The sequence below is a fragment of the Streptomyces capoamus genome (genome assembly GCF_014654935.1).
GTDB classification, from domain to species: domain Bacteria; phylum Actinomycetota; class Actinomycetes; order Streptomycetales; family Streptomycetaceae; genus Streptomyces; species Streptomyces capoamus.
This window is the reverse complement of the sequence record NZ_BNBF01000013.1, coordinates 71,240-91,500: the sequence shown is the minus strand read 5'-3', so window position 1 is coordinate 91,500 and position 20,261 is coordinate 71,240. Positions and strand designations below refer to the sequence as shown.

The window sequence follows — 20,261 nt, the reverse complement described above, 5'->3', positions numbered from 1 at the left end:
TCATCGGCCGATCGTTTGGGTAGGGATATAAGCCACGCACCACCTGATAACAGTCGACGGCCCCAATTGCTCGTTGCCGCAACCAAGTTCGACAGGAAGAATTGAGGTCCGCTCCCCGCACGGCTCGTCCGTGATCCGGTTGGGCTCCGCTGCGGTGCGCGCTCCCCCTAATCCGACCTCGCCCGCAGTATGGGCGCGTAGCCGAAGGGAGGAACGTGACCTTCGGATTCGCCTCGTCCTCGGCGACCTCGTTGTCGACGTCCGCGTCCGCCGCCTCCGCCAGTCGCCTGCTCGAGCCGGCCGAGTGGGCCGCTGCCGGTATCCCCCTGCTGCGCAACCCCCGTGAGGTCGTCAGCGGGCTGCACGCCCGGCACCACCCGAAGCCGCTCACGGCGATCGTGGCGGTTCTGGACCCGGATGAGCGGCTGCGGGCGAGCGCCTCGTTCACGCGCCGTCCGGACCCGGCCGACGGGTGGATGTTCCGCAACGCGCTGCTGGCTCAGCTGCGCCGGGTGATCCCCCACGACCTGCGCCGCCGCACTCCGGTGCGCACGGCCGTCCTGCTCTACTGCCGGGACGGCGACGCGCGTTGGACCGAGGAGGACGGCGCCTGGATGTGGGGGCTGCGCGACGCCTGCACACTGCACGGCCTGCGGTGCGGGGCGTACATCACGCTGACGCACGAGGGCTGGCAGGTGCTCGGCGAAGGCCGCGGCGGTCGCCAGCCCAACGCCCACTCGGTGCCGGACCCCGGCGCCATCGCGGAGGCTCCGCCGCTGGCGCCCCGCACCGGCGGCCCGGTGTCCGATGTGCTGCGCCGGGCGGCGGCCCGCTGAGGACAGCGGAGCCGGCGGTACGACGGTTCGTGCCGCCGGTCCGCGGCACGAACCGGCCGAGGGCCGGTGTCGTCAAGGCAGGGGCCGGCGACGGGCACCGCGGATCGCGCCGCAGAGCGCGGACGGCTTCATGCCTGAGGCTCCGGGTACGAGAACCGGCGGCGGGAGGGACGCGTCCGGACCGGGGCTGCACACACCGGCCGCGCCGCAGGTTCCGCTCCTGGCGGGCGTCGGCGCGGCCCGCTGATCAGGCCCGCCCGACAACGGCCGGTACCGTTCCCCCAGTTGTGCAAGGGTGCGTCCTCGCACCGCACGACAACAGACTGCCGTCCGGGCACGCCGAAAGCCGCGCCGTGCGGATTCCGCCGGAGCGGCTCTTCCGGCTCCCCGATGTCCCGGGGAGCCGGACGCGGCTCAGACGCCGGCGCCCAGCACCGAGTTGATCTGCTGCGGGTCACCGCAGACGATCAGCAGGGCACCGGCTCGGCTGTGCGCCAGCGGAAGGGCGGTGGCAGCGGCCGAGGCGGCGCCTCCGTTGACGGCCACGACGACCACCGGGCGGGTGGCGGCGCGGGAAGCGAGGGCGGCATCCGCGTAGAACACGTCGTCCCCGGCGTCGTGCTGCGCCCAGTAGGACGTTTCACCGAAGGACAACTCGTGCTCGGCCCACGGGTGCTGGGCACCCGTGGTGATCACCAGCACGTCACCGGGGGCGCGGCCCGAGTCCAGGAGGAGGTCCACCGCCTCCTCGGCGGCGTCGAGCGCGCCCTCGGCCGAGGCCGGGATCAGCTGGATCTGCGGGCTCGCCGCGGTGGCGGCGGGAGCGGCCGGGCCGGAGGGGCCGGGCTTGGCCGGAGCCACGTCACGCGGCGTGCGCTGCACCGGCGGCGTGGGCCGCAGAGGGCCGGGACGACCGGGGCGGGACGGAGCCGCGGGGCGGGGGCCGGGTACGGGGCGAGGGGTCGGCGCGGTACGGCCGGTGGCCGGAGTGGCGCGGGGACCCTGGGCACTCTCGTGAATCTGAGGCTCCTCGGGAATGAGAGGCATGAGCTGATATTTATCAAACGTTGGTGCGGTGCGGATGACCGGGTGGCACATCAGTGCGAGCAGAACCGTCAGAAATCGAAGCCGAGCTGGCCCTCGATTTCCGGAACGTTTCCGTCCGCCCAGCTGCGGACCTTCTTGAGGTGCCGCCACTGAGGCAACGCATCAAGATACGCCCACGACAAGCGGTGGAGAGGGGTGGGCCCCCACTCCGCCAGTGCGGCCTTGTGCACGGGCGACGGATACCCGGCGTTGTCCGCAAATCCGAAGTGTGCATGGTCGATACCCAGTTCGGCCATCATTTTGTCGCGCTGAACCTTGGCGATCACCGACGCCGCCGCTACGGCCACGCACGACCGATCACCCTTGATCACCGTGCGCACCCGCCACGGGGCACCGAGATAGTCGTGCTTCCCGTCGAGGATCACGGCCTCGGGACGGACCGGCAGGGCGTCCAGCGCACGGCACGCGGCCAGCCGCAGCGCGGCCGTCATCCCCAGGGCGTCGATCTCCTCGGGGGAAGCATGCCCCAGCGCATAGGCCGTCACCCATGACTGCAGGGTCCGGGCGAGTTCCGTACGCCGCTTGAGTGTCAGCAGTTTGGAGTCGGTCAGACCCTCGGGCGGGCGGCGCAGTCCGGTGATCGCGGCGCAGACGGTGACGGGCCCGGCCCAGGCACCCCGTCCCACCTCGTCGACACCGGCTATGACCTTCGCTCCGGTCGTGGCGCGCAGGGAGCGCTCGACGGTGTGAGTAGGTGGTTCGTACGGCATGGCGCCCTTAGCGTACGCCGCCGGTATCACCGCGCGACACCCCGGCCCCCGGCCCGCACGAAGAGCGCCGGCGCGGCGGGTCAGGTCTTCTAGGGCCGCAGCAGCGGGAGCATGAGCTGGTCGATCATCTCGGCGAGATCCTGGTCGCTCCATTCGCTGCCGCACATTTTCGACCGGTACATCATCATGGCCGGAATGGCGTCGAAGACGTATCCGTTGGCCGCGTCGGTGCGGACTTCCCCTCGCTCTATTCCACGGGTGATGACCTCGCACAGCAGCTTGACCGTCGGCTCCACGACACTTTCGGCGATGACACCCTCGAAGCGTTCCACTTGCACGTGATCGCATTCGTGAATGACGGAACGCAGCGCGACACCAGGGCGCGAGTACATGATCTCCCGCACGTGCCGGCACAGGGCCAGCAGGTCTTCGCGCACACTGCCGAGATCCGGAGCCTCCTCAACCCGGGGCAGCCCGGACACCAGGGCGTCCGCGACGAGATCCTCCTTGGAGGGCCAACGGCGGTAGACCGCGGCCTTCCCGGTCTGAGCGCCGGCCGCGACGCCCTCCATGGTCAGCCCTTTCCAGCCGACCGTGCTGAGCTGCTCCAGGGTGGCGTTCAGGATCGCGCGCTCCAGCACCGCTCCGCGCCGACGAGGGGAAGCCGTCCGGGCAGGCGCGGCCGTCCAGCGCGAGGTAACCATCCGTGTCTCTCCAGCATGCATGGGAAGCGGTCATTCCGGGGTCGGTGGCGCCACGCTGCAGCAGAAAGGGGACGCAGGGCGCGACGCGCGATTAAGTGAACGCTTGCGTTCACTGTTGGGGACTCACTACCGTGGACGCGACAGTGAACGCGAGCGTTCACTAAGGCCTTTGTGGGGGACCCATAGTGACGACCTCTCAGCTGCTCAAGGACGATCGCAAGCCGGGCGCGGCCCGCCGGGAGGGGCATCCCGGCATCGCACTCACCGTCATCGCGGCCTGCCAACTCATGGTGGTACTCGACGCGACGATTGTGAACATCGCGCTCCCGCACATTCAAGACGCTCTCGAGTTCAGCACCACCGACCTGACGTGGGTGGTCAGCGCCTACACGCTCACCTTCGGTGGCCTGCTGCTGCTCGGCGCGCGGGCCGGTGACATCCTCGGCCGCCGCCGGGTGTTCATGACCGGCATCCTGTTGTTCACCTTCGCCTCCCTGCTGGGCGGCCTCGCCCAGGATCCCTGGCAGCTGCTGGCCGCACGGGCCCTGCAGGGCGTGGGTGGCGCGATAGCGTCGCCCACGTCGCTGGCGCTGATCACGACGACCTTCCCCGAAGGCCCCGAACGCAACCGGGCCTTCGGCGTGTTCGCCGCCGTTTCCGCCGGCGGCGGCGCCATCGGTCTCCTCGCCGGGGGAATGCTCACCGACTGGCTCGACTGGCGGTGGGTGCTGTTCGTCAACGTACCCATCGGCGTGCTGATCGCGTCGCTCGCGCCGCTGTACATCAACGAGTCCGAGCGGCACCCGGGACGGTTCGACATCACCGGCGCGCTGACGTCCACCCTCGGCATGGCCTCGCTGGTGTACGGGTTCATCCGCGCCGCCGAGGACGGCTGGCGCGACGGACTCACCCTCGGCTCCTTCGCGGCGGCCGTCGTGCTGCTGTTCGCCTTCGTGGTCACCGAGATGCGGGCGAAGGAGCCGATCACCCCGCTCAGGATGTTCACCGACCGCAACCGCTGGGGCACGTATGTGATCATGCTGAGCCTGGCCGCCGCGATGTTCGGCATGTTCTTCTACATCGTGCTGTTCGTGCAGAACGTGCTCGGCTACAGCGCCATCAAGGCCGGGGTCGCCTTCCTCCCCGTGACCGTCGCGATAGCGGTGGGCGCGGGTCTGTCGCAGCGCTTGCTGCCGGTGCTCGGCCCCAAGCCGTTCATGATGGGCGGTTCGGCGCTCGTGGTGACCGGGCTGGTGTGGCAGACCTTCATCCGGCCCGACAGCACCTACGTCGGCGGAGTGCTGGGCCCCATGCTGGTGTTCGGCTTCGGCATGGGTCTGAACTTCGTGACGGCCACCGTCACGGCCGTGTCCGGCGTCGCCCCGCACGAGGCCGGCGCGGCTTCCGGGCTGCTCAACGCCATGCAGCAGGTCGGTGGTTCGCTGGGTCTGTCCATCCTGACGACCGTCTTCGGATCGGCCAGCAAGGACGAGGCGAAGAAGCAGCTCCCGAAGTTCCTGGCCGGTGCCTCGCCGGAGCAGAAAGCACGCTTCGCCGAGAGTCACCAGCTGCCCGCTCCCTGGGGGCACGAGGTACTCGCCCATGGCATCTCCACCGCCTTCGTACCGGCGGCCGCGATGGCCGGGCTCGCCTTCGTCACCGCCTGGCTGGTGCTCCGGGTCGACAAGAGCGACCTCGACTCCCTCGCGGGCACAGCGGGCCCCCACCTCGGCTGATCCGCGCCGGGCCGTGGGAAGCCGCGGCCGCGCGGACGGCCGCCGGGGGGCGGACCGCACACGTGGCGGTCCGGTCCCCCGCCGCACCACGGCCGGCAGCGTCCACGACCGGGCGAGCAGCAGGAACAGGGACAGGGACGAGAAGAGGAGCAGGAAGCGGGAGAGGAAGCGGGGCAGGAACAGGGCCGGGATCAGGCACAGCACCCGTACGGGTGCCTGCGTAGGCGCCTGCCGGACCGTCGCCATCCCTCCCCCTCCGCCGCTCGTCGTCCAGGCTCCGCCGGCCCCTCGCGTCCACGGGGGCACTGCACGGCGGATACCAGAACAACGGGTGATCGTCACGCAGAGTTCCCGGCGCGCACGCAGAGTTTTGACGCTGGGAGCGGGACCGCAGACCGCCGTCAGACCCCCGTGGGCACCCAGTCGGGCAGAGCCTCGGTGTGCCGTACCCACTCGGCGGGAGGCGCCCCGGCCTTGCCGGCGGCGAGCACGCCGCCCACGATGGCACAGGTGGTGTCGACGTCCCCGCCCACCTGGGCGGTCGTCCAGAAAGCGGTCTCGTAGTCGCCGAGGGCCCGTGCGGCGGACCAGAGGGCGAAGGGGACGGTGTCGTGGGCCGTCGTACGGCGTCCGCAGCCGAGGACGGCCGCGACGGTGGCCGCGTCGCCGTAGTCGAGCATGTCCCGGGCGCGGCGCAGGCCCTGGCCGACCGCGCTCTTCGGCACCAGGGCGACGACGCCGTCGAGGAGGGCCTCGGGGGCGGGCGGCCCGTCCGGCGAACCGGCCAGTGCCGCCGCGGCGGCGACGGCCATGGCGCCGACCACGGCCTCCCGGTGCTGGTGGGTGGTGTAGGCCGAGATCTCCGCCTGGTGGGTGGCCTGCTCCGGGTCGTCCGCGTACCAGGCACCCAGGGGGGCGATCCGCATGGCGGCGCCGTTGCCCCAGGATCCCTGTCCGTTGAAGAGGCCGGCGGCCAGCTCCCGCCAGTCCCCGCCCTCCCGGACCAGGCGCAGCAGCCGGTTGACCGCCGGGCCGTAACCTCGGTCGAAGTCGTGGTGCTCGGCGAAGGAGCGGGCCAGCGCGTCCTGGTCGACGCGGTGGTGGGCGGCGAGGACGGCGACCACGGAGCACGCCATCTCGGTGTCGTCCGTCCACTGCCAGGGGCCCGCGGGCAGCTCGCGGCGCTTGAGCAGGGGGTAGTGCACGGGAACGAAGAACTGGGAACCCAGGGCGTCCCCCACGGCAAGGCCACGCAGGCTGGCCAGGGCACGCTCCAGGCGCCCGAGGGAAGAGGAGTCAGCGGTCATCGCCCTGCCACTCTATCCGGTCACCCAGTACGGGTCAGGCTCCCGCCAGCGTTCGAAGGGCCGGTCGAGTGTGTACCTGCCGTCCTCCCCCAGAACGAGCACCCGCATCTCGGCGTTCCCCGGATTGGACAGGGATTCGAATTCCGCGACCGTCCAGTGGAACCAGCGCATGCAGAACAGCCGCATCGCGAGCCCGTGGGTGACCAGGAGGACGTTAGGCGGGTGGTCGGGCGCCTCGAAGCTGCGGAACAGGCTCTCCAGGAAGCCGCCGACCCGGTCGTACACGTCTGCGCCGGACTCACCCTGGGGGAACCTGAAGAAGAAGTGGCCGTAGGCGTCGCGGTAGGCCTTCTGCAGGCGCACGTCGTCGCGGTCCTGCCAGTTGCCCCAGTCCTGCTCGCGCAGTCGGGGTTCCTCCCGGACCCGTATCAGGTCGGGGTCGAGGTGGAAGGCGCGGAGCGTCTCGTGGGTGCGGCGGTACGGGGAGACGTACACGCTCACGCGTTCCCGGCCGAAGAGCTCGCGGAGTCGTTTGCCGGTCTCCCCGGCCTGCCGCAGGCCGCGCTCGGTCAGCGCGAGCGCGTGGTCGGGCTCGCGTTCGTACACGGAGTCGTCGACGTTGCCCGTTGACTCGCCGTGCCGGACAAGGACGATGCGCCGTGGTCGTGCCATGCCAAAACCCTAGATCGAACGGCGGGGAGTCGAGCACTCGAACGGCCCGTATACGGCGTAGGTCACACCTTCCGCGCGTCCGGACCAGGCATGCCGCGGCTCACCGCAGTGCGCTCGTTCATCGAACCAAGCGGCGGCTCGTCCCGCCCGGGACTGCGAGCACCCGGGACGACAGGTTCCCAGGACCGGAGGTACCGCCAGGACGACAGGTACCCCTCAGGACGCCTCATACCGTCCACGACGGCTCCAGGTCGACGATGTCGCCGGAGAGCGCCGCGACGTCCGCCTCGGTCTGGGCACGCAGAGCGAGGCGTTCGATACGCTCCGTGCGGTATTTTCCGTGCTCGGCCGCCGACCGCCACATCGACAGGATCAGGAACTCCCGCTCGGAGGCCTCGGCGAACATGCCGCGGATCATCCCGGGCGAGCCGGCCATCGCGGGGTTCCAGACCTTCTCCTGCATGAGGGTGAAGTGCTCGACGCGCTCCTCATGGATCCGGCACAGGGCCACGCGGATCAGATCGGCGTCCGTGAACCGGGGTTCGAAGCCCGTCTTCACGTCGAAGCGGTACTCGAACAGCCTGGCCTGCACGTCCTTGATGGTGCCGGACTGGGCGGCGGCCAGGCGGTCGTGGGAGCGGGCCATGAAGGAGTCGTAGAAGGCCCGGCTCTCCCAGAAGGCGAAGGTGTGCGCCACCCCCGGTCGCTGCCGGCTCCAGCCTCCGCCCTGTCCCCTGAAACCCGGCTCCCCCAGAAGCCCCGCCCATTTCCGCTGCCCCCGCTCGAACCCGCGGCGGTCCACCACGGTGCAGCGAATCCACTTGACCAGCACCGCGCCATCGTAAGGCCACGGGGCGTGGCGCCGGTCACGCTCCGGCGGAGATCGCCCGCGCACACGCCCCCACGCGCGTGGCACGATGGGCAAGGAACCCTGACGGATGGGGAGTTGGGGTCCGACCGAGCCACAGGGGGAAGGGAAGAGCCTGGTGACCGGCTTCAGCAAGGGCATCCGCAAGGTCGAGGTCGCGCTCAAGTGGGACCCCAGTCCGGCAGGTCGCCCGCCGACCGACCTCGACATCGTCGCAGCGACCTTCTCGACCGGTGACCCGTACGGGGCGCCGGCCTATCTGGTGCATTTCGACAGCCGTTCGCCGGACGGCACGATTCTCCTCAACCGTGACAGCACCGACGGCAGGGGGTTCGGCTGGGACGAGGTCATGACGCTCGAACTGGACCGCCTGAGCGACCGCTACGCGCGCGTGGTGGTGGGTGTCGTCATCCAGCAGCGGTCCGGGCACAAGACGTTCGCCGATGTGCTCGGCCCCGCCGTACGCGTCCGCGAGGGCTACACCGTGCTCGCCGAGGACGACTTCGGCTCGGTCCTCGGGTCGACGGCCGCCACCATCGCCGAGTTCGCCCGGGACGACTCCGCCGACTGGACGTTCCGTCCCGGCGTGCGCGGCTACGACGAGGACCCGGCGGCCTTCACCCGGGTGATGGGCCGGGCGCACCGGTCCTGACGCCTTCCCGCGGTACGAAGCAAGGGGCGCCGGCACAGGCCGGCGCCCCTACTTCACGAGCGGCGTGACTTCACGAGCGGCGTGTCATCAGCTGCAGCCGCTGGTGGAACCGCAGCCCTCGCAGATGTAGCAGGAACCGGCCCGCTGCATCTTGGTGCCGCAGGAGAAGCACAGCGGGGCGTCCGCCTGGATGCCCATCTGCATCTCCACCAGTTCGGCGCTGGTGTGCGCCTGGCGCGGGGCGGGCTTGGCCGACTCCGACTCCGCCTTCGGCGTGGCGACGGCCTTCAGCTCCTGGGCACGCGGGGCCGACTGGGCCAGGCCCTCGACGTCGACCTCGTCGTCGGCCGGCTCGTAGGAGCCGGTCTCCAGGTGACGCTGGCGCTCCTCGGCGGAGTGGATGCCGAGTGCGGAGCGGGTCTCGAACGGCAGGAAGTCCAGCGCCAGGCGGCGGAAGATGTAGTCGACGATCGACTGCGCCATCCGCACGTCCGGGTCGTCGGTCATACCGGCCGGCTCGAAGCGCATGTTGGTGAACTTCGAGACGTACGTCTCCAGCGGGACGCCGTACTGCAGACCGACGGAGACGGCGATGGAGAAGGCGTCCATCATGCCCGCCAGGGTGGAGCCCTGCTTCGACATCTTCAGGAAGACCTCGCCGAGACCGTCGTCCGGGTAGGAGTTGGCGGTCATGTAACCCTCGGCGCCGCCGACCGTGAAGGAAGTCGTGATGCCGGGGCGGCCCTTGGGGAGGCGCTTGCGGACCGGGCGGTACTCGATGACCTTCTCGACCGTCTCGCGGATGGTCGCCTCGGCCTTCTCCGTGACCTCGGTCTTCTCCTTCTCCTTGGTCTTGGCGGAGAGCGGCTGGCCGACCTTGCAGTTGTCGCGGTAGATAGCGAGCGCCTTGACGCCCAGCTTCCAGGCCTCGAAGTAGATCTCCTCGACCTCCTCGACGGTCGCCGTCTCCGGCATGTTGACCGTCTTGGAGATGGCACCGGAGATCCACGGCTGGATCGCGGCCATCATGCGGACGTGGCCCATCGGGGAGATGGCGCGCTCGCCCATGGCGCAGTCGAACACCTCGTAGTGCTCGTGCTTGAGGCCGGGGGCGTCGATCACATTGCCGTGCTCGGCGATGTGGGCGACGATCGCCTCGATCTGCTCCTCCTGGTAGCCCAGGCGGCGCAGGGCCTGCGGGACGGTGCCGTTGACGATCTGCATCGAGCCGCCGCCGACCAGCTTCTTGAACTTCACCAGCGCCAGGTCCGGCTCGACACCGGTGGTGTCGCAGGACATCGCGAGACCGATGGTGCCGGTCGGCGCCAGGACGGAAGCCTGGGAGTTACGGAAACCGTTCTTCTCACCGAGACGCAGGACGTCCTGCCAGGCCTCCGTGGCGGCGGCCCACACCGGGGTGTCCAGGTCGTCCATGCGGACGGCCGTGCCGTTGGCGTCGGCGTGCTGCTTCATGACGCGGTTGTGGGCGTCGGCGTTGCGGGCGTAGCCGTCGTAGGTGCCGACGACCGCGGCCAGCTCGGCGGAGCGGCGGTAGGCCGTGCCCGTCATCAGGGAGGTGATGGCGCCGGCCAGGGCGCGGCCGCCGACCGAGTCGTAGGCGTGGCCGGTGGCCATCAGCAGGGCGCCGAGGTTGGCGTAGCCGATCCCGAGCTGGCGGAAGGCGCGGGTGTTCTCGCCGATCTTCTGGGTCGGGAAGTCCGCGAAGCAGATCGAGATGTCCATCGCGGTGATGACCAGCTCGACGACCTTCTGGAAGCGCTCGGCCTCGAAGGACTGGTTGCCCTTGCCGTCGTCCTTCAGGAACTTCATCAGGTTCAGCGAGGCCAGGTTGCAGGACGTGTTGTCCAGGTGCATGTACTCGCTGCACGGGTTCGACGCGGTGATCCGGCCGGACTCGGGGCAGGTGTGCCAGTTGTTGATGGTGTCGTCGTACTGGATGCCCGGGTCGGCGCAGGCCCAGGCGGCCTCGGCGATCTTGCGGAAGAGGGCCTTGGCCTCGACCTCCTCGATGACCTCGCCGGTCATCCGCGCGCGCAGCCCGAACTTGCCGCCGTTCTCGACCGCCGTCATGAACTCGTCGTTCACGCGGACCGAGTTGTTGGCGTTCTGGTACTGGACGGACGTGATGTCGTCGCCGCCCAGGTCCATGTCGAAGCCCGCGTCGCGCAGGACGCGGATCTTCTCCTCCTCGCTGACCTTCGTCTGGATGAAGTCCTCGATGTCGGGGTGGTCGACGTCGAGCACGACCATCTTGGCGGCGCGGCGGGTGGCACCACCGGACTTGATGGTGCCGGCGGAGGCGTCGGCGCCGCGCATGAAGGAGACCGGACCGGAGGCGTTGCCGCCCGAGGAGAGCAGCTCCTTGGAGGAGCGGATGCGGGAGAGGTTCAGACCGGCTCCGGAGCCGCCCTTGAAGATCATGCCCTCTTCCTTGTACCAGTCGAGGATCGACTCCATGGAGTCGTCGACGGACAGGATGAAGCAGGCGGAGACCTGCTGGGGCTGCGGGGTACCGACGTTGAACCAGACGGGGCTGTTGAAGCTGAAGATCTGGTGCAGGAGGGCGTACGCCAGCTCGTGCTCGAAGATCTCGGCGTCGGCGGGCGAGGCGAAGTACTTGTAGTCCTCACCGGCCTTCCGGTACGTCTTCACGATGCGGTCGATCAGCTGCTTGAGGCTGGTCTCGCGCTGCGCGGTGCCCACGGCGCCGCGGAAGTACTTGCTGGTGACGATGTTGACCGCGTTCACCGACCAGAAGTCGGGGAACTCGACGCCACGCTGCTCGAAGTTCACCGAGCCGTCGCGCCAGTTGGTCATGACGACGTCACGGCGCTCCCAGGACACCTCGTCATACGGGTGCACGCCGGGGGTCGTGTGGATGCGCTCGATACGCAGCCCCTTGGTGGCCTTGGCGCCCTTGGCCCGGGGGCCTCGTGCCGGACCGCTCGCCGTCTCTGTCATGCCGCCTCCCTGTACGGGCTGAAACGCCCTGAAGTACCCATTTGTTCCCGTGGGTACGTGTGGTGTCTTGCGTTGCGGGCACCCTCAGCTGCCACCCGCAACAGGTCTTCGTTCGCCGCCTCCCGGCCGGAACCCGGGTCTCCTACCGGTTTCCGGCCCGCCGGTCAGTCGGCGGCGCGGGCGGGCACGGGGACCTGAGTGGTCCCGCCGGGCCCGCCGTCGTCTTCCTGGCTCCCCGCTCCCGCGTCTTCCTCGTCCGCGACGGGGTCCCGCCTCGCTTCCCTCAGCTCCGCGATGGCGGCCTCGAAGTCCTCGAGCGAGTCGAACGCCCGGTAGACGGACGCGAACCGCAGGTAGGCGACGAGGTCGAGTTCCTGCAACGGGCCGAGTATGGCCAGACCCACGTCGTGGGTGGTCAGCTCGGCACTCCCGGTCGCGCGCACCGCCTCCTCGACCCGCTGGCCGAGCTGGGCGAGCGCGTCCTCGGTGACGGGCCGCCCCTGGCACGCCTTGCGCACGCCATTGATGACCTTGGTACGACTGAAGGGCTCGGTGACTCCGGACCGCTTGACCACCATCAGCGAGCACGTCTCCACGGTCGTGAAACGACGGGAGCAGTCGGGGCACTGGCGGCGCCTGCGGATGGACGTGCCGTCGTCGGTCGTACGGCTGTCGACCACACGGCTGTCGGGGTGCCTGCAGAAGGGGCAGTACATGGTCTCCAACCCTCCTCACAGCAGACTCGTCAGCCCCACTGGACCCAGGGGCCCCGCGAAGCAGCCCTAAGCATAGGCGATCGGTGAGCCGTCTCCGACCCGGGGGACCACAACTTCTGGGTAGCTGTAGCCATCCAACCACTACATGTGGGAATTGGCGCTTGCATCGGCGCTCCACGCGCGTGTCGCGCGGCGGCAGCGGGGCCGGGCGCCGGCGGCGGTCTGCGGGGACACGCGGGGCACGGGCGGTGCCAGCGCGGGGCTCGCGGGGATACCGTGGGCGCCGCAGGGAGGACGCGTGACACTCCCGGGCAGGAAGGACCCGGATTCCGGACCGCGGGATTCCGGATGGCAGACTGGGGCTCGGCCCACGAGGCCTCCCGCCCCGGCGGTGAAGAGTACAGCAATGGGTGCTTTTGTCCGCCACGCATCGCGTCAGCCATACACCTAGAGACGTGATTACGTCCGGCGAAACGCACTTTTTCACTCGAACGTGTGTTTGGCGCAACCTTTCGAAAGCAACTACCGTTGTGCAGCAGGGAGACCATCGAGAGGGGCCGACGTGACCACCACCGCAGACAGTGCCACCATCACCGCCCAGGACCGCTCCCAGGGCCGAGTCGAGCCGGTACATGCGATGAACGAAGCCACGAATCCCGAGGCGCACAAGCGCTCCCTGCCGGGGCGACCTCCAGGCATCCGGGCGGACAGTTCCGGACTCACCGACCGGCAGCGCCGGGTGATCGAGGTCATCAGGGACTCCGTCCAGCGGCGCGGTTACCCGCCGTCGATGCGGGAGATCGGTCAGGCCGTGGGCCTGTCCAGCACGTCCTCCGTCGCGCACCAGTTGATGGCGCTCGAGCGCAAGGGCTTCCTGCGCCGCGACCCGCACCGCCCGCGCGCGTACGAGGTGCGCGGATCCGACCAGGCCGTCACCGTGCAGCCGACGGACACTGCCGGCAAACCCGCCGCATCGTACGTCCCGCTGGTCGGCCGTATCGCGGCCGGCGGCCCGATTCTCGCGGAGGAGTCCGTCGAGGACGTGTTCCCCCTCCCCCGCCAGCTCGTCGGTGACGGCGAACTGTTCGTGCTCAAGGTCGTCGGCGACTCCATGATCGAGGCCGCCATCTGTGACGGCGACTGGGTCACCGTGCGCCGCCAGCCGGTCGCCGAGAACGGCGACATCGTGGCCGCCATGCTCGACGGCGAAGCCACCGTGAAGCGCTTCAAGCGCGAGGACGGCCACGTGTGGCTCCTGCCCCACAACTCGGCCTACGAGCCGATCCCCGGCGACGACGCGACCATCCTCGGCAAGGTCGTCGCAGTGCTGCGCCGCGTGTGACAGCCGCGGCGAGCGAGCGGCCGCTCGCTCCCTGACCGGGCCCCGGAACCCCTGCGCCGGTTCCGGGGTCCTGCACATGTCCGGACTGCCCGGATCTTCCCGTCTGGGGGCATCGGCAGCCGACCTCTGGAGGCGTCGGCAGACGACTACTGGTGTGGCTAGGGGCGCAGGGCGGACGGCCGCGGCCTCATCGGCGCCGGCCAGGCCGCCCCGCGATCACTTCACCAGCGCCGACTGCGCCTCGGTCTGCTTCGCCGCCGCGTCGATCGCGGCGAGCGACTTGCGGACCTGATTGCGGTCCGTGGTGTACCAGAAGTCCGGCAGTGACGCCTTGAGGTATCCGCCGTACCGCGCGGTGGCCAGTCGCTGGTCCAGGACGGCCACCACTCCGCGGTCCCCGGACGCCCGCACGAGACGGCCGGCACCCTGGGCCATGAGCAGGGCCGCGTGGGTGGCGGCCACGGCCATGAAGCCGTTGCCGCCGGCGTCCTCGACCGCCTTCTGGCGCGCACTCATCAGCGGATCGTCGGGCCTGGGGAACGGGATCTTGTCCATGACGACAAGCTGACAGCTGGGGCCTGGAACGTCGACGCCCTGCCACAGCGACAGCGTGCCGAACAGACAGGTCTTCGGGTCGGCTGAGAAGTTCTTGATCAGTTCGCCGAGCGTCTCCTCACCCTGGAGCAGGATCGGGAACTCCGGGATCCGGGAGCGCAGCTCCTCCGCGGCGAGCTGGGCGGCCCGCATCGACGAGAACAGACCGAGGGTGCGCCCGCCGGCCGCCTGGATCAGCTCGGTCAGCTCGTCCAGCATGTCGGCGCGGTCGCCGTCACGCGCGGGGCGTGCCAGATGCTTCGCGACGTAGAGGATGCCCTGCCTGCGGTAGTCGAAGGGCGAGCCGACGTCGACGCCCTTCCACTTCGGCAGGTCCTCGCCCTCCGCGCCCTCAGGACCAAGACCCAGGGAGGCTCCGACGCCGTTGAAGTCACCACCCAGCTTGAGCGTCGCCGAGGTGAGGACGACGGCCCGGTCGGCGAACAGCTTCTCCCTCAGCAGGCCGGAAACCGACATGGGGGCGACACGCAGGGACGCGCCGAAGCGGTCGTGCCGCTCGTACCAGACGACGTCGTACTCCGAGCCGTTCAGGATCCGCTCGGACACGTCGTGCACCGTCTCCACCGCGGCCAGCGCCTGCTTGCGGACCGCGTCCTCGTCCTGGACCGACTTGTCGCGGGTCGCGCCGATCGCGCTGATCACCGCGCGTGCCGCGTCGCGCAGCGCCATCAGGGCGTAGCCAAGGTCCTCCGGGATCTCCTCCAGGCGACCCGGAAGCGCGAGTTCCATCAGCCGCTCGAAGCCCTCGGCGGCGGTCTGGAGCTGATCGGCGGCCTTCTCGTTGACCAGCTTGGCGGCACGCCGCACGGCACGGTTGACCTGGCCGGGCGTGAGCTCCCCGGTGGCGACACCGGTGACCCGGGAGACGAGTTCGTGTGCCTCGTCGACGATCAGCACCTCGTGCTGGGGCAGCACGGGGGCGCCCTCGATGGCGTCGATGGCCAGCAAAGCGTGGTTGGTGACCACGACCTCGGCGAGCTTGGCCCGCTCGCGGGCCATCTCGGCGAAGCACTCGGCGCCGTACGCGCACTTCGACGCGCCCAGGCACTCCCGTGACGAAACCGACACCTGCGCCCAGGCACGGTCCGAGACACCCGCGGTGAGATCGTCGCGGTCGCCGCTCTCCGTCTCGTCCGCCCAGTCCCGCATCCTCAGCAGGTCCTGGCCGAGCTTGCTGGTGGGCGCGGCGGCCTCGAACTGGTCGAACAGCCCTTCTTCCTCGTCCTGCGGCATCCCTTCGTGCAGGCGGTGCAGGCACAGGTAGTTCGACCGGCCCTTGAGCATCGCGAACTCCGGGCGGCGGCGCAGCAGCGGGTGCAGGGCGTCGACCGTGCGCGGCAGGTCCCGCTCCACGAGCTGGCGCTGCAGGGCCAGTGTGGCCGTCGCGACGACCACCCGTTCCCCGTGCGCGAGCGCGGGCACCAGGTAGCCGAGCGACTTTCCGGTGCCGGTGCCGGCCTGGACCAGCAGGTGGAATCCGTCGTCGATCGCCTCGGCGACCGCTTCGGCCATGGTCACCTGGCCGGGGCGCTCGGTGCCGCCGACGGCTGCGACGGCGGCATGCAGGAGTTCGGGGAGTGAGGGCTTCGTCATAGCCAGACCACCCTACGGCCCTGCACTGACAAGCGGGTGGTCACGGCGGAGGCGGGAGGTGGGATCACGCCGGGGCTCCTGGGCGGGGTGGGCGGATGAGGTGGCTGGTGTCGGGTGCGGTGCGGGGCTGCGTCCGAGCCGGCTTCCGAGCGTCCTGTCGTTTCGGGCGCCATCGGCGGGTGGGGGTTCAGCGGGAAACGGCGACTTGAGCCGGGCGCCGCCGCCGACTGGGGCGCAGTGCCGACGGATCCGGTTGAGCGCCGACGGCCCGGGGTGAGCGGCACCGCGTGGGCGGACCGCCGCCGTGTCCATCGGATTTCTTTCTCGGGCCGGGAACACCGCGACCCCGCCGTTCGTATCTCATTGTGAGCAGCCGGTCACTCGACGCTACAGACATCGTGCTGGACCCGGTCCCGGATCATGAGGGCGGCCCGCTTCCCGGGCAGGTCGACCTCGGCCGCGTGCCGGAAGCCGGCGCGCAGGAACGCGGAGACGGAGGGGATGTTACGGACATCAGGTTCTGACACGACACGTGCGCAGGCGGGATACCGATCGAGAATCAGGTCGGCGACGGCCCGGAGCAGGGCGGAACCCAGTCCACGCCCCCGGTCCGCGGCGTCGCCGATGAGGAGGTGAATGCCGGTGTCGTGCGGACGAGCCGGGTAACAGGCGGCCAGTGGGTCCATGTCGGCCCGGTAGATCTCCCAGTAGCTCATCGGGGAGCCGTCGAGCACGCCGAGGCACGGCACGCTGCGCCCGTCGCCGTGGAGTTGCGCCCGCAGGTGGGCCTGCGTCCGGTTCCGGGGTCCGCACAGTTCCCAGAACTCCGCGACGGCGGGGTCGTTCATCCAGCGGTGGACGAGGGACAGGTCCTGGTCGATGCGTACCGGCACGAGCTGGAAGGAGCCGGCAGGGGTCGTGACCGGTCCCCACGCGGCGAGTCGGCCGAGGTGGCCGCCGGGCGCCCACGTGTGGAGGGCGGTGAACCGGGCGGGCAGGCGCAGCTCCAGCGTGTCCTCGCTGCCCTGGTCCGCGTCCTCGACCGTGAGCCGGCCGAACGGAAGATTCGAGGGCCCCGCGGTGTCCGCCCTGGGGGCGAGGCTGTCCGGGTGGGCGGGGGCGGGACCGGTTGTGGTGCGGGCATCGGTGGGAGGCACGGTGCGCTCCTCTCGGGAGTCGGGGTGGGGCATGTCCTCGGATGTGCGAAGTGCGAAGTGCGATGTGCGGAGGGCGGTGCGATGCGTGGGACGGGCGGTCCGCTCAGGTGGAACGCGGACACATCTGGATCTAGGAATGAAGGGGGTTGGCGATGGTGACGTAGACGGACTGGGTGTCGACCGGGCCGACGAGTTCGTCCAGGCCGTGCAGTCGGGTCAGCAGGTTGGCCTTGCAGCGCAGGACGGGTGAGTCGAGCAGACGGCCGGTCAGGGAGGTGCGCAGCGGGGCGGGCCCCGAGGCGAGGTCGGTGAGGAATCGGCGGAAGGCCGCGAGGAGCAGTCGCTCGTCGGCGAGACGCTGGGAGCCGAAGGCGCCGATCAGCCCGAGCACGTTGTTGACGGCGAGGTAGTAGGCGAAGCGTTCGTCGGTGACTTCGTCCGGGACGAAGGTGTCACTGCGTTCGCCGATGCCGGGCAGCCGGGCGTCCAGCTCCGCTCGCCGGGACTCGCGGAAGTAGTAGCCCTGGTTGTCCCGGTACCGGCCGCCGGCGGGCCAGCCGTCGCCGTCCAGCAGGAGCAACGTGTTCTGCTGGTGCGCTTCGAGGGCGACGCCTGCCTCGCCGTCCAGCCAGAGGACGGGTCGTACGACCTGCTCCAGGTAGCGCAGGAACCACTCGGCGGCTACGGCGCCGACGGGCCGGCCGGTGCGTGTGGCCAGGCGTACGACGAGCTGGGCCAGGCGGGACCGCATCGGCGGAGCGGGCTGGTGCCGTGGGGTGCCGGTGACCGGGTCGGCGAGCGGGCGGGGCGAGACGAGTCCGGCCACACATCCGACATCGTCGTTGGAGGTGAACGGGTTGTGCCGGATCACCACGTCGAGTCCCGGCGCGGGCAGGCCGTCCGGGCCGTCGACGGCGAGCCAGGCCGGGTCCCGGACGATGTCGAAGCCGGGGTGTGCCGCCTGCCACTGGCGGCCCAGGCCGGTGCGGAGGAGGCGGTGCACCTCGACGCCGCGGTGGAGTTCCTTGCGGAGGTTCTCGCGGCGGGAGTTGGTGATGCGCAGGGCCAGCGAGAGCTTGAGCATCGCGGGTGCGCCTGACCGGTGGACCGTTCTCACGGAGGAGGTGGGGTGCCAGGGGGCGCCGAGGGGGCCGAGGTCACGCAGGAGTCCGGAGTCGAGCAGAGCGGCGACGGATGCGCGGTGGCGTACCTCGCGCGCCTGCCAGGGGTGCAGCGGCAGGGCGGTGTGACCGGGAGGGAGGGGCAGTTCCGCTCCGGCGAGCCGTCCGATGAGGTGGGTCGCGGGAACGGGACGACCTCGCTCGGTCCAGGCCGAGTCGGTCGCGAGGAGAGAGGGGGCGACGGCCAGCCAGTGAAGGGGGAAGGAGCCGCGTACCTCCGGTGAGTAACGGTGGGCTTCGGCCTCGGTCAGGCCTTCCCGGCTCTTCGGTGTCGGGTGCAGGGGGTGCCCGAGGAGGAGGGCCTGTTCGGCGCTGAGGAAGAGGTCGGGGGCGTCGGCCGGGTGTTCGCGCCGGTGCCGGACGAAGACCGCGGTACGGCGGACGGAGTCGGCCACCCTGGCCACGAGGTCGGTGCTGTCGTGGGAGCTGGGGGCGGTGCCCTTGGCGGGCTCAGGGACAGCGCCCTCACCGGGGACGGTGCCGTAGTCGCGGGCGGTGCCGGCTCCGCCGTCGGTGACGGTGTCGGGGCGGGGCCCCGTGGTGAGGGGTCCCGAAACGTCGCCGGTGCCGTCCGGATGGCCGGCGGTCTCTCTGGTGAGCAGCGCTGCGAGGGTGACGGCGTCGACTGGGGGTGCGGTGTCGGGGGCGTGGGCGAGGCGCGGTTGGCCGAAGCGGTGCCAGCCGGTCAGGGACCAGTAGCGGACCGGTGCGATGAGGGCGGTGCCGCTGGCGGGCAGCGGGATGTGGAGGCTGGTGGTCGTAGGAGCGGCGAGGCCGGTCTCGCGGATCCAGCAGCGCAGGAGGTTCTCCACGGCGGCGGACTGGGCCACGGCGTGGGGATCGGAGTCCTCCAGCGGGTCGGCGCCGGGTGCTGTCAGCCGGATGGGGTCGGTGTCGCGCGTCTTCTGTTGCGGGACCGATTCGGTGAGCGGTGCGGCGGAGGACGGGGCTGCAGCGGCTCCCTGGTCATCAGGGGCGCCGGAGCGGCCGTCGGGGGTGGGGGCGGCGTTCATGACGGCTCCTCTGGGGCTGGGGCGGGCCGGTACGGGCTCGTGCGGGCTCGTGCGGGCTGAGCGGTACGGGTTGCTGCGGGCGGGTTCCGTCGTCCGCTCCCGCTCCGGTCGCCGTGCTTCGCGATCGAGGAGACGTGGGGTGACGGGCGGGGCGTGGACGAGAGGGACGTGCGGTCGTTGCCGACGGCGGGTGTCGGCTCTGGTGGCCGGGAAGGGGACGATGCGGGGATGGACGGGTGGGCGGCCGGGATGCGGGCCGGTGCCGGTACGGGGGCCGGGCGGCGCGTGCGCGGGGTTCAGTCCTTGCGCGGGGTTCAGCCCTTGGGCTGGGCACTGCCCGGGTCGTGCTGCTGGTGGGGCCCGTGAGCGTGCTGGTGATTCGGGCCAGGGGCCTGATGGTGTGGATCCTCGGCCTGATGATGTGGACCTTCGGCCTGCTGGTGCGGCCCGTGGGCCTGCTGGTCGCGGGCCGCTGCCGCCACGGCGTCGGTCAGGCGGTCGAGTACGGCGTTCGCCTGTTCGTCGCTGATCGTCAGGGGCGGGAGCAGTCGGACGACGGACGCGTGCCGGCCGCCGAGTTCGACGATCAGTCCGCGCCGGAGGCACTCCCGCTGTACGGCGGCGGCGAGTTCCGGTGCGGCCGGGTGCGGAGTGCGGGTGGGTCCCGGTGCGACCGGTACCGCGTCCGGGTGGTCGAGCGGGGGTGTCGTGCGGGAGGCGACAGGGTCGGCGTCGGGGTTCACCAGTTCGAGCCCGATCATCAGTCCGCGTCCTCGTACGTCTCCCACGCACGGGAAGTGACGGGTGAGTTCCGCGAGTTGCTCCAGCATGCGGGAGCCGAGGGCGGCGGCGCGTTCGGCGAGCGCGTTCTCGCGGACGTAGGCGAGGGTGGCGGTGCCCGCGGCCATGGCGAGCTGGTTGCCGCGGAACGTGCCGGCGTGGGCGCCGGGTTGCCAGACGTCGAGGTCGTCGCGGTAGACGATCACGGCCAGTGGCAGGCTGCCGCCGATGGCCTTGGACAGGACCATGACGTCGGGGGTGATGCCGCTGTGGTCGACGGCCCAGAAAGC

General features: G+C 70.6%; 16 protein-coding genes. 4 read left to right on the top strand and 12 right to left on the bottom strand.

The window, feature by feature from the left end:
- Positions 1-215: 215 nt before the first annotated feature.
- Complete coding sequence (locus tag IE312_RS21130; protein ID WP_189983920.1) at positions 216-836, top strand: hypothetical protein; 621 nt, start codon at positions 216-218, stop codon at positions 834-836.
- A 414-nt stretch (positions 837-1,250) separates the two neighbouring features.
- Here the strand turns inward: IE312_RS21130 and IE312_RS21125 are convergent, their stop codons facing one another.
- The 3 genes from IE312_RS21125 to IE312_RS21115 all read right to left on the bottom strand — a co-directional run bounded on the left by IE312_RS21125 (position 1,251) and on the right by IE312_RS21115 (position 3,357).
- Positions 1,251-1,883, bottom strand: a complete 633-nt coding sequence (locus IE312_RS21125) for a hypothetical protein (protein WP_189983919.1) — start codon at positions 1,881-1,883, stop codon at positions 1,251-1,253.
- A 68-nt stretch (positions 1,884-1,951) separates the two neighbouring features.
- The gene (gene rnhB, locus IE312_RS21120; protein ID WP_189983918.1) at positions 1,952-2,653 is read right to left on the bottom strand and encodes a ribonuclease HII; all 702 of its coding nucleotides are present in this window, start codon (positions 2,651-2,653) and stop codon (positions 1,952-1,954) included.
- An 89-nt stretch (positions 2,654-2,742) separates the two neighbouring features.
- Positions 2,743-3,357, bottom strand: a complete 615-nt coding sequence (locus IE312_RS21115; protein ID WP_189983917.1) for a TetR/AcrR family transcriptional regulator — start codon at positions 3,355-3,357, stop codon at positions 2,743-2,745.
- 185 nt (positions 3,358-3,542) lie between these two features.
- On the opposite strand from IE312_RS21115, the gene IE312_RS21110 reads away from it, so the two are divergent.
- Positions 3,543-5,093 carry an MFS transporter gene (locus IE312_RS21110; protein WP_189983916.1) on the top strand — a complete coding sequence of 517 codons (1,551 nt, stop codon included), beginning with the start codon at positions 3,543-3,545 and terminating at the stop codon, positions 5,091-5,093.
- A 401-nt stretch (positions 5,094-5,494) separates the two neighbouring features.
- Here IE312_RS21110 and IE312_RS21105 read toward each other — a convergent pair whose 3' ends face one another.
- The 3 genes from IE312_RS21105 to IE312_RS21095 form a co-directional block, all read right to left on the bottom strand.
- Complete coding sequence (locus IE312_RS21105) at positions 5,495-6,400, bottom strand: ADP-ribosylglycohydrolase family protein (RefSeq protein ID WP_189983915.1); 906 nt, start codon at positions 6,398-6,400, stop codon at positions 5,495-5,497.
- Between the two features lie 12 nt (positions 6,401-6,412).
- Positions 6,413-7,072, bottom strand: a complete 660-nt coding sequence (locus tag IE312_RS21100) for a histidine phosphatase family protein (protein ID WP_189983914.1) — start codon at positions 7,070-7,072, stop codon at positions 6,413-6,415.
- 226 nt (positions 7,073-7,298) lie between these two features.
- A complete protein-coding gene (locus tag IE312_RS21095; RefSeq protein ID WP_189983913.1) occupies positions 7,299-7,904 on the bottom strand; it encodes a YdbC family protein in 606 nt (201 codons plus the stop codon).
- 154 nt (positions 7,905-8,058) lie between these two features.
- Here IE312_RS21095 and IE312_RS21090 point away from each other — a divergent pair, with 154 nt between their 5' ends.
- On the top strand, positions 8,059-8,592 hold the full coding sequence (locus IE312_RS21090; protein WP_189983912.1) for a TerD family protein: 534 nt from the start codon (positions 8,059-8,061) through the stop codon (positions 8,590-8,592).
- Between the two features lie 87 nt (positions 8,593-8,679).
- Here IE312_RS21090 and IE312_RS21085 read toward each other — a convergent pair whose 3' ends face one another.
- Complete coding sequence (locus IE312_RS21085) at positions 8,680-11,574, bottom strand: vitamin B12-dependent ribonucleotide reductase (RefSeq protein WP_189983911.1); 2,895 nt, start codon at positions 11,572-11,574, stop codon at positions 8,680-8,682.
- A gap of 164 nt (positions 11,575-11,738) precedes the next feature.
- On the bottom strand, positions 11,739-12,290 hold the full coding sequence (gene nrdR / locus IE312_RS21080; RefSeq protein WP_189983910.1) for a transcriptional regulator NrdR: 552 nt from the start codon (positions 12,288-12,290) through the stop codon (positions 11,739-11,741).
- Between the two features lie 562 nt (positions 12,291-12,852).
- Here nrdR and lexA point away from each other — a divergent pair.
- Positions 12,853-13,632 (top strand): transcriptional repressor LexA, encoded by a 780-nt coding sequence (gene lexA / locus IE312_RS21075; protein ID WP_189983909.1) that lies wholly within the window; start codon positions 12,853-12,855, stop codon positions 13,630-13,632.
- 216 nt (positions 13,633-13,848) lie between these two features.
- Here lexA and IE312_RS21070 read toward each other — a convergent pair whose 3' ends face one another.
- The 4 genes from IE312_RS21070 to IE312_RS41145 all read right to left on the bottom strand — a co-directional run.
- Positions 13,849-15,840: an ATP-dependent DNA helicase gene (locus tag IE312_RS21070; RefSeq protein ID WP_189983908.1), complete on the bottom strand. Its 1,992-nt coding sequence runs from the start codon at positions 15,838-15,840 to the stop codon at positions 13,849-13,851.
- A gap of 377 nt (positions 15,841-16,217) precedes the next feature.
- Positions 16,218-16,997: a GNAT family N-acetyltransferase gene (locus IE312_RS21065; protein ID WP_229900239.1), complete on the bottom strand. Its 780-nt coding sequence runs from the start codon at positions 16,995-16,997 to the stop codon at positions 16,218-16,220.
- A gap of 130 nt (positions 16,998-17,127) precedes the next feature.
- Positions 17,128-19,191 carry an IucA/IucC family protein gene (locus tag IE312_RS21060; protein ID WP_189983906.1) on the bottom strand — a complete coding sequence of 688 codons (2,064 nt, stop codon included), beginning with the start codon at positions 19,189-19,191 and terminating at the stop codon, positions 17,128-17,130.
- A gap of 314 nt (positions 19,192-19,505) precedes the next feature.
- Positions 19,506-20,261, bottom strand: a 756-nt coding sequence (locus IE312_RS41145) for an aminotransferase class III-fold pyridoxal phosphate-dependent enzyme (RefSeq protein ID WP_229900238.1), incomplete at its 5' end; no start/stop codon positions are given.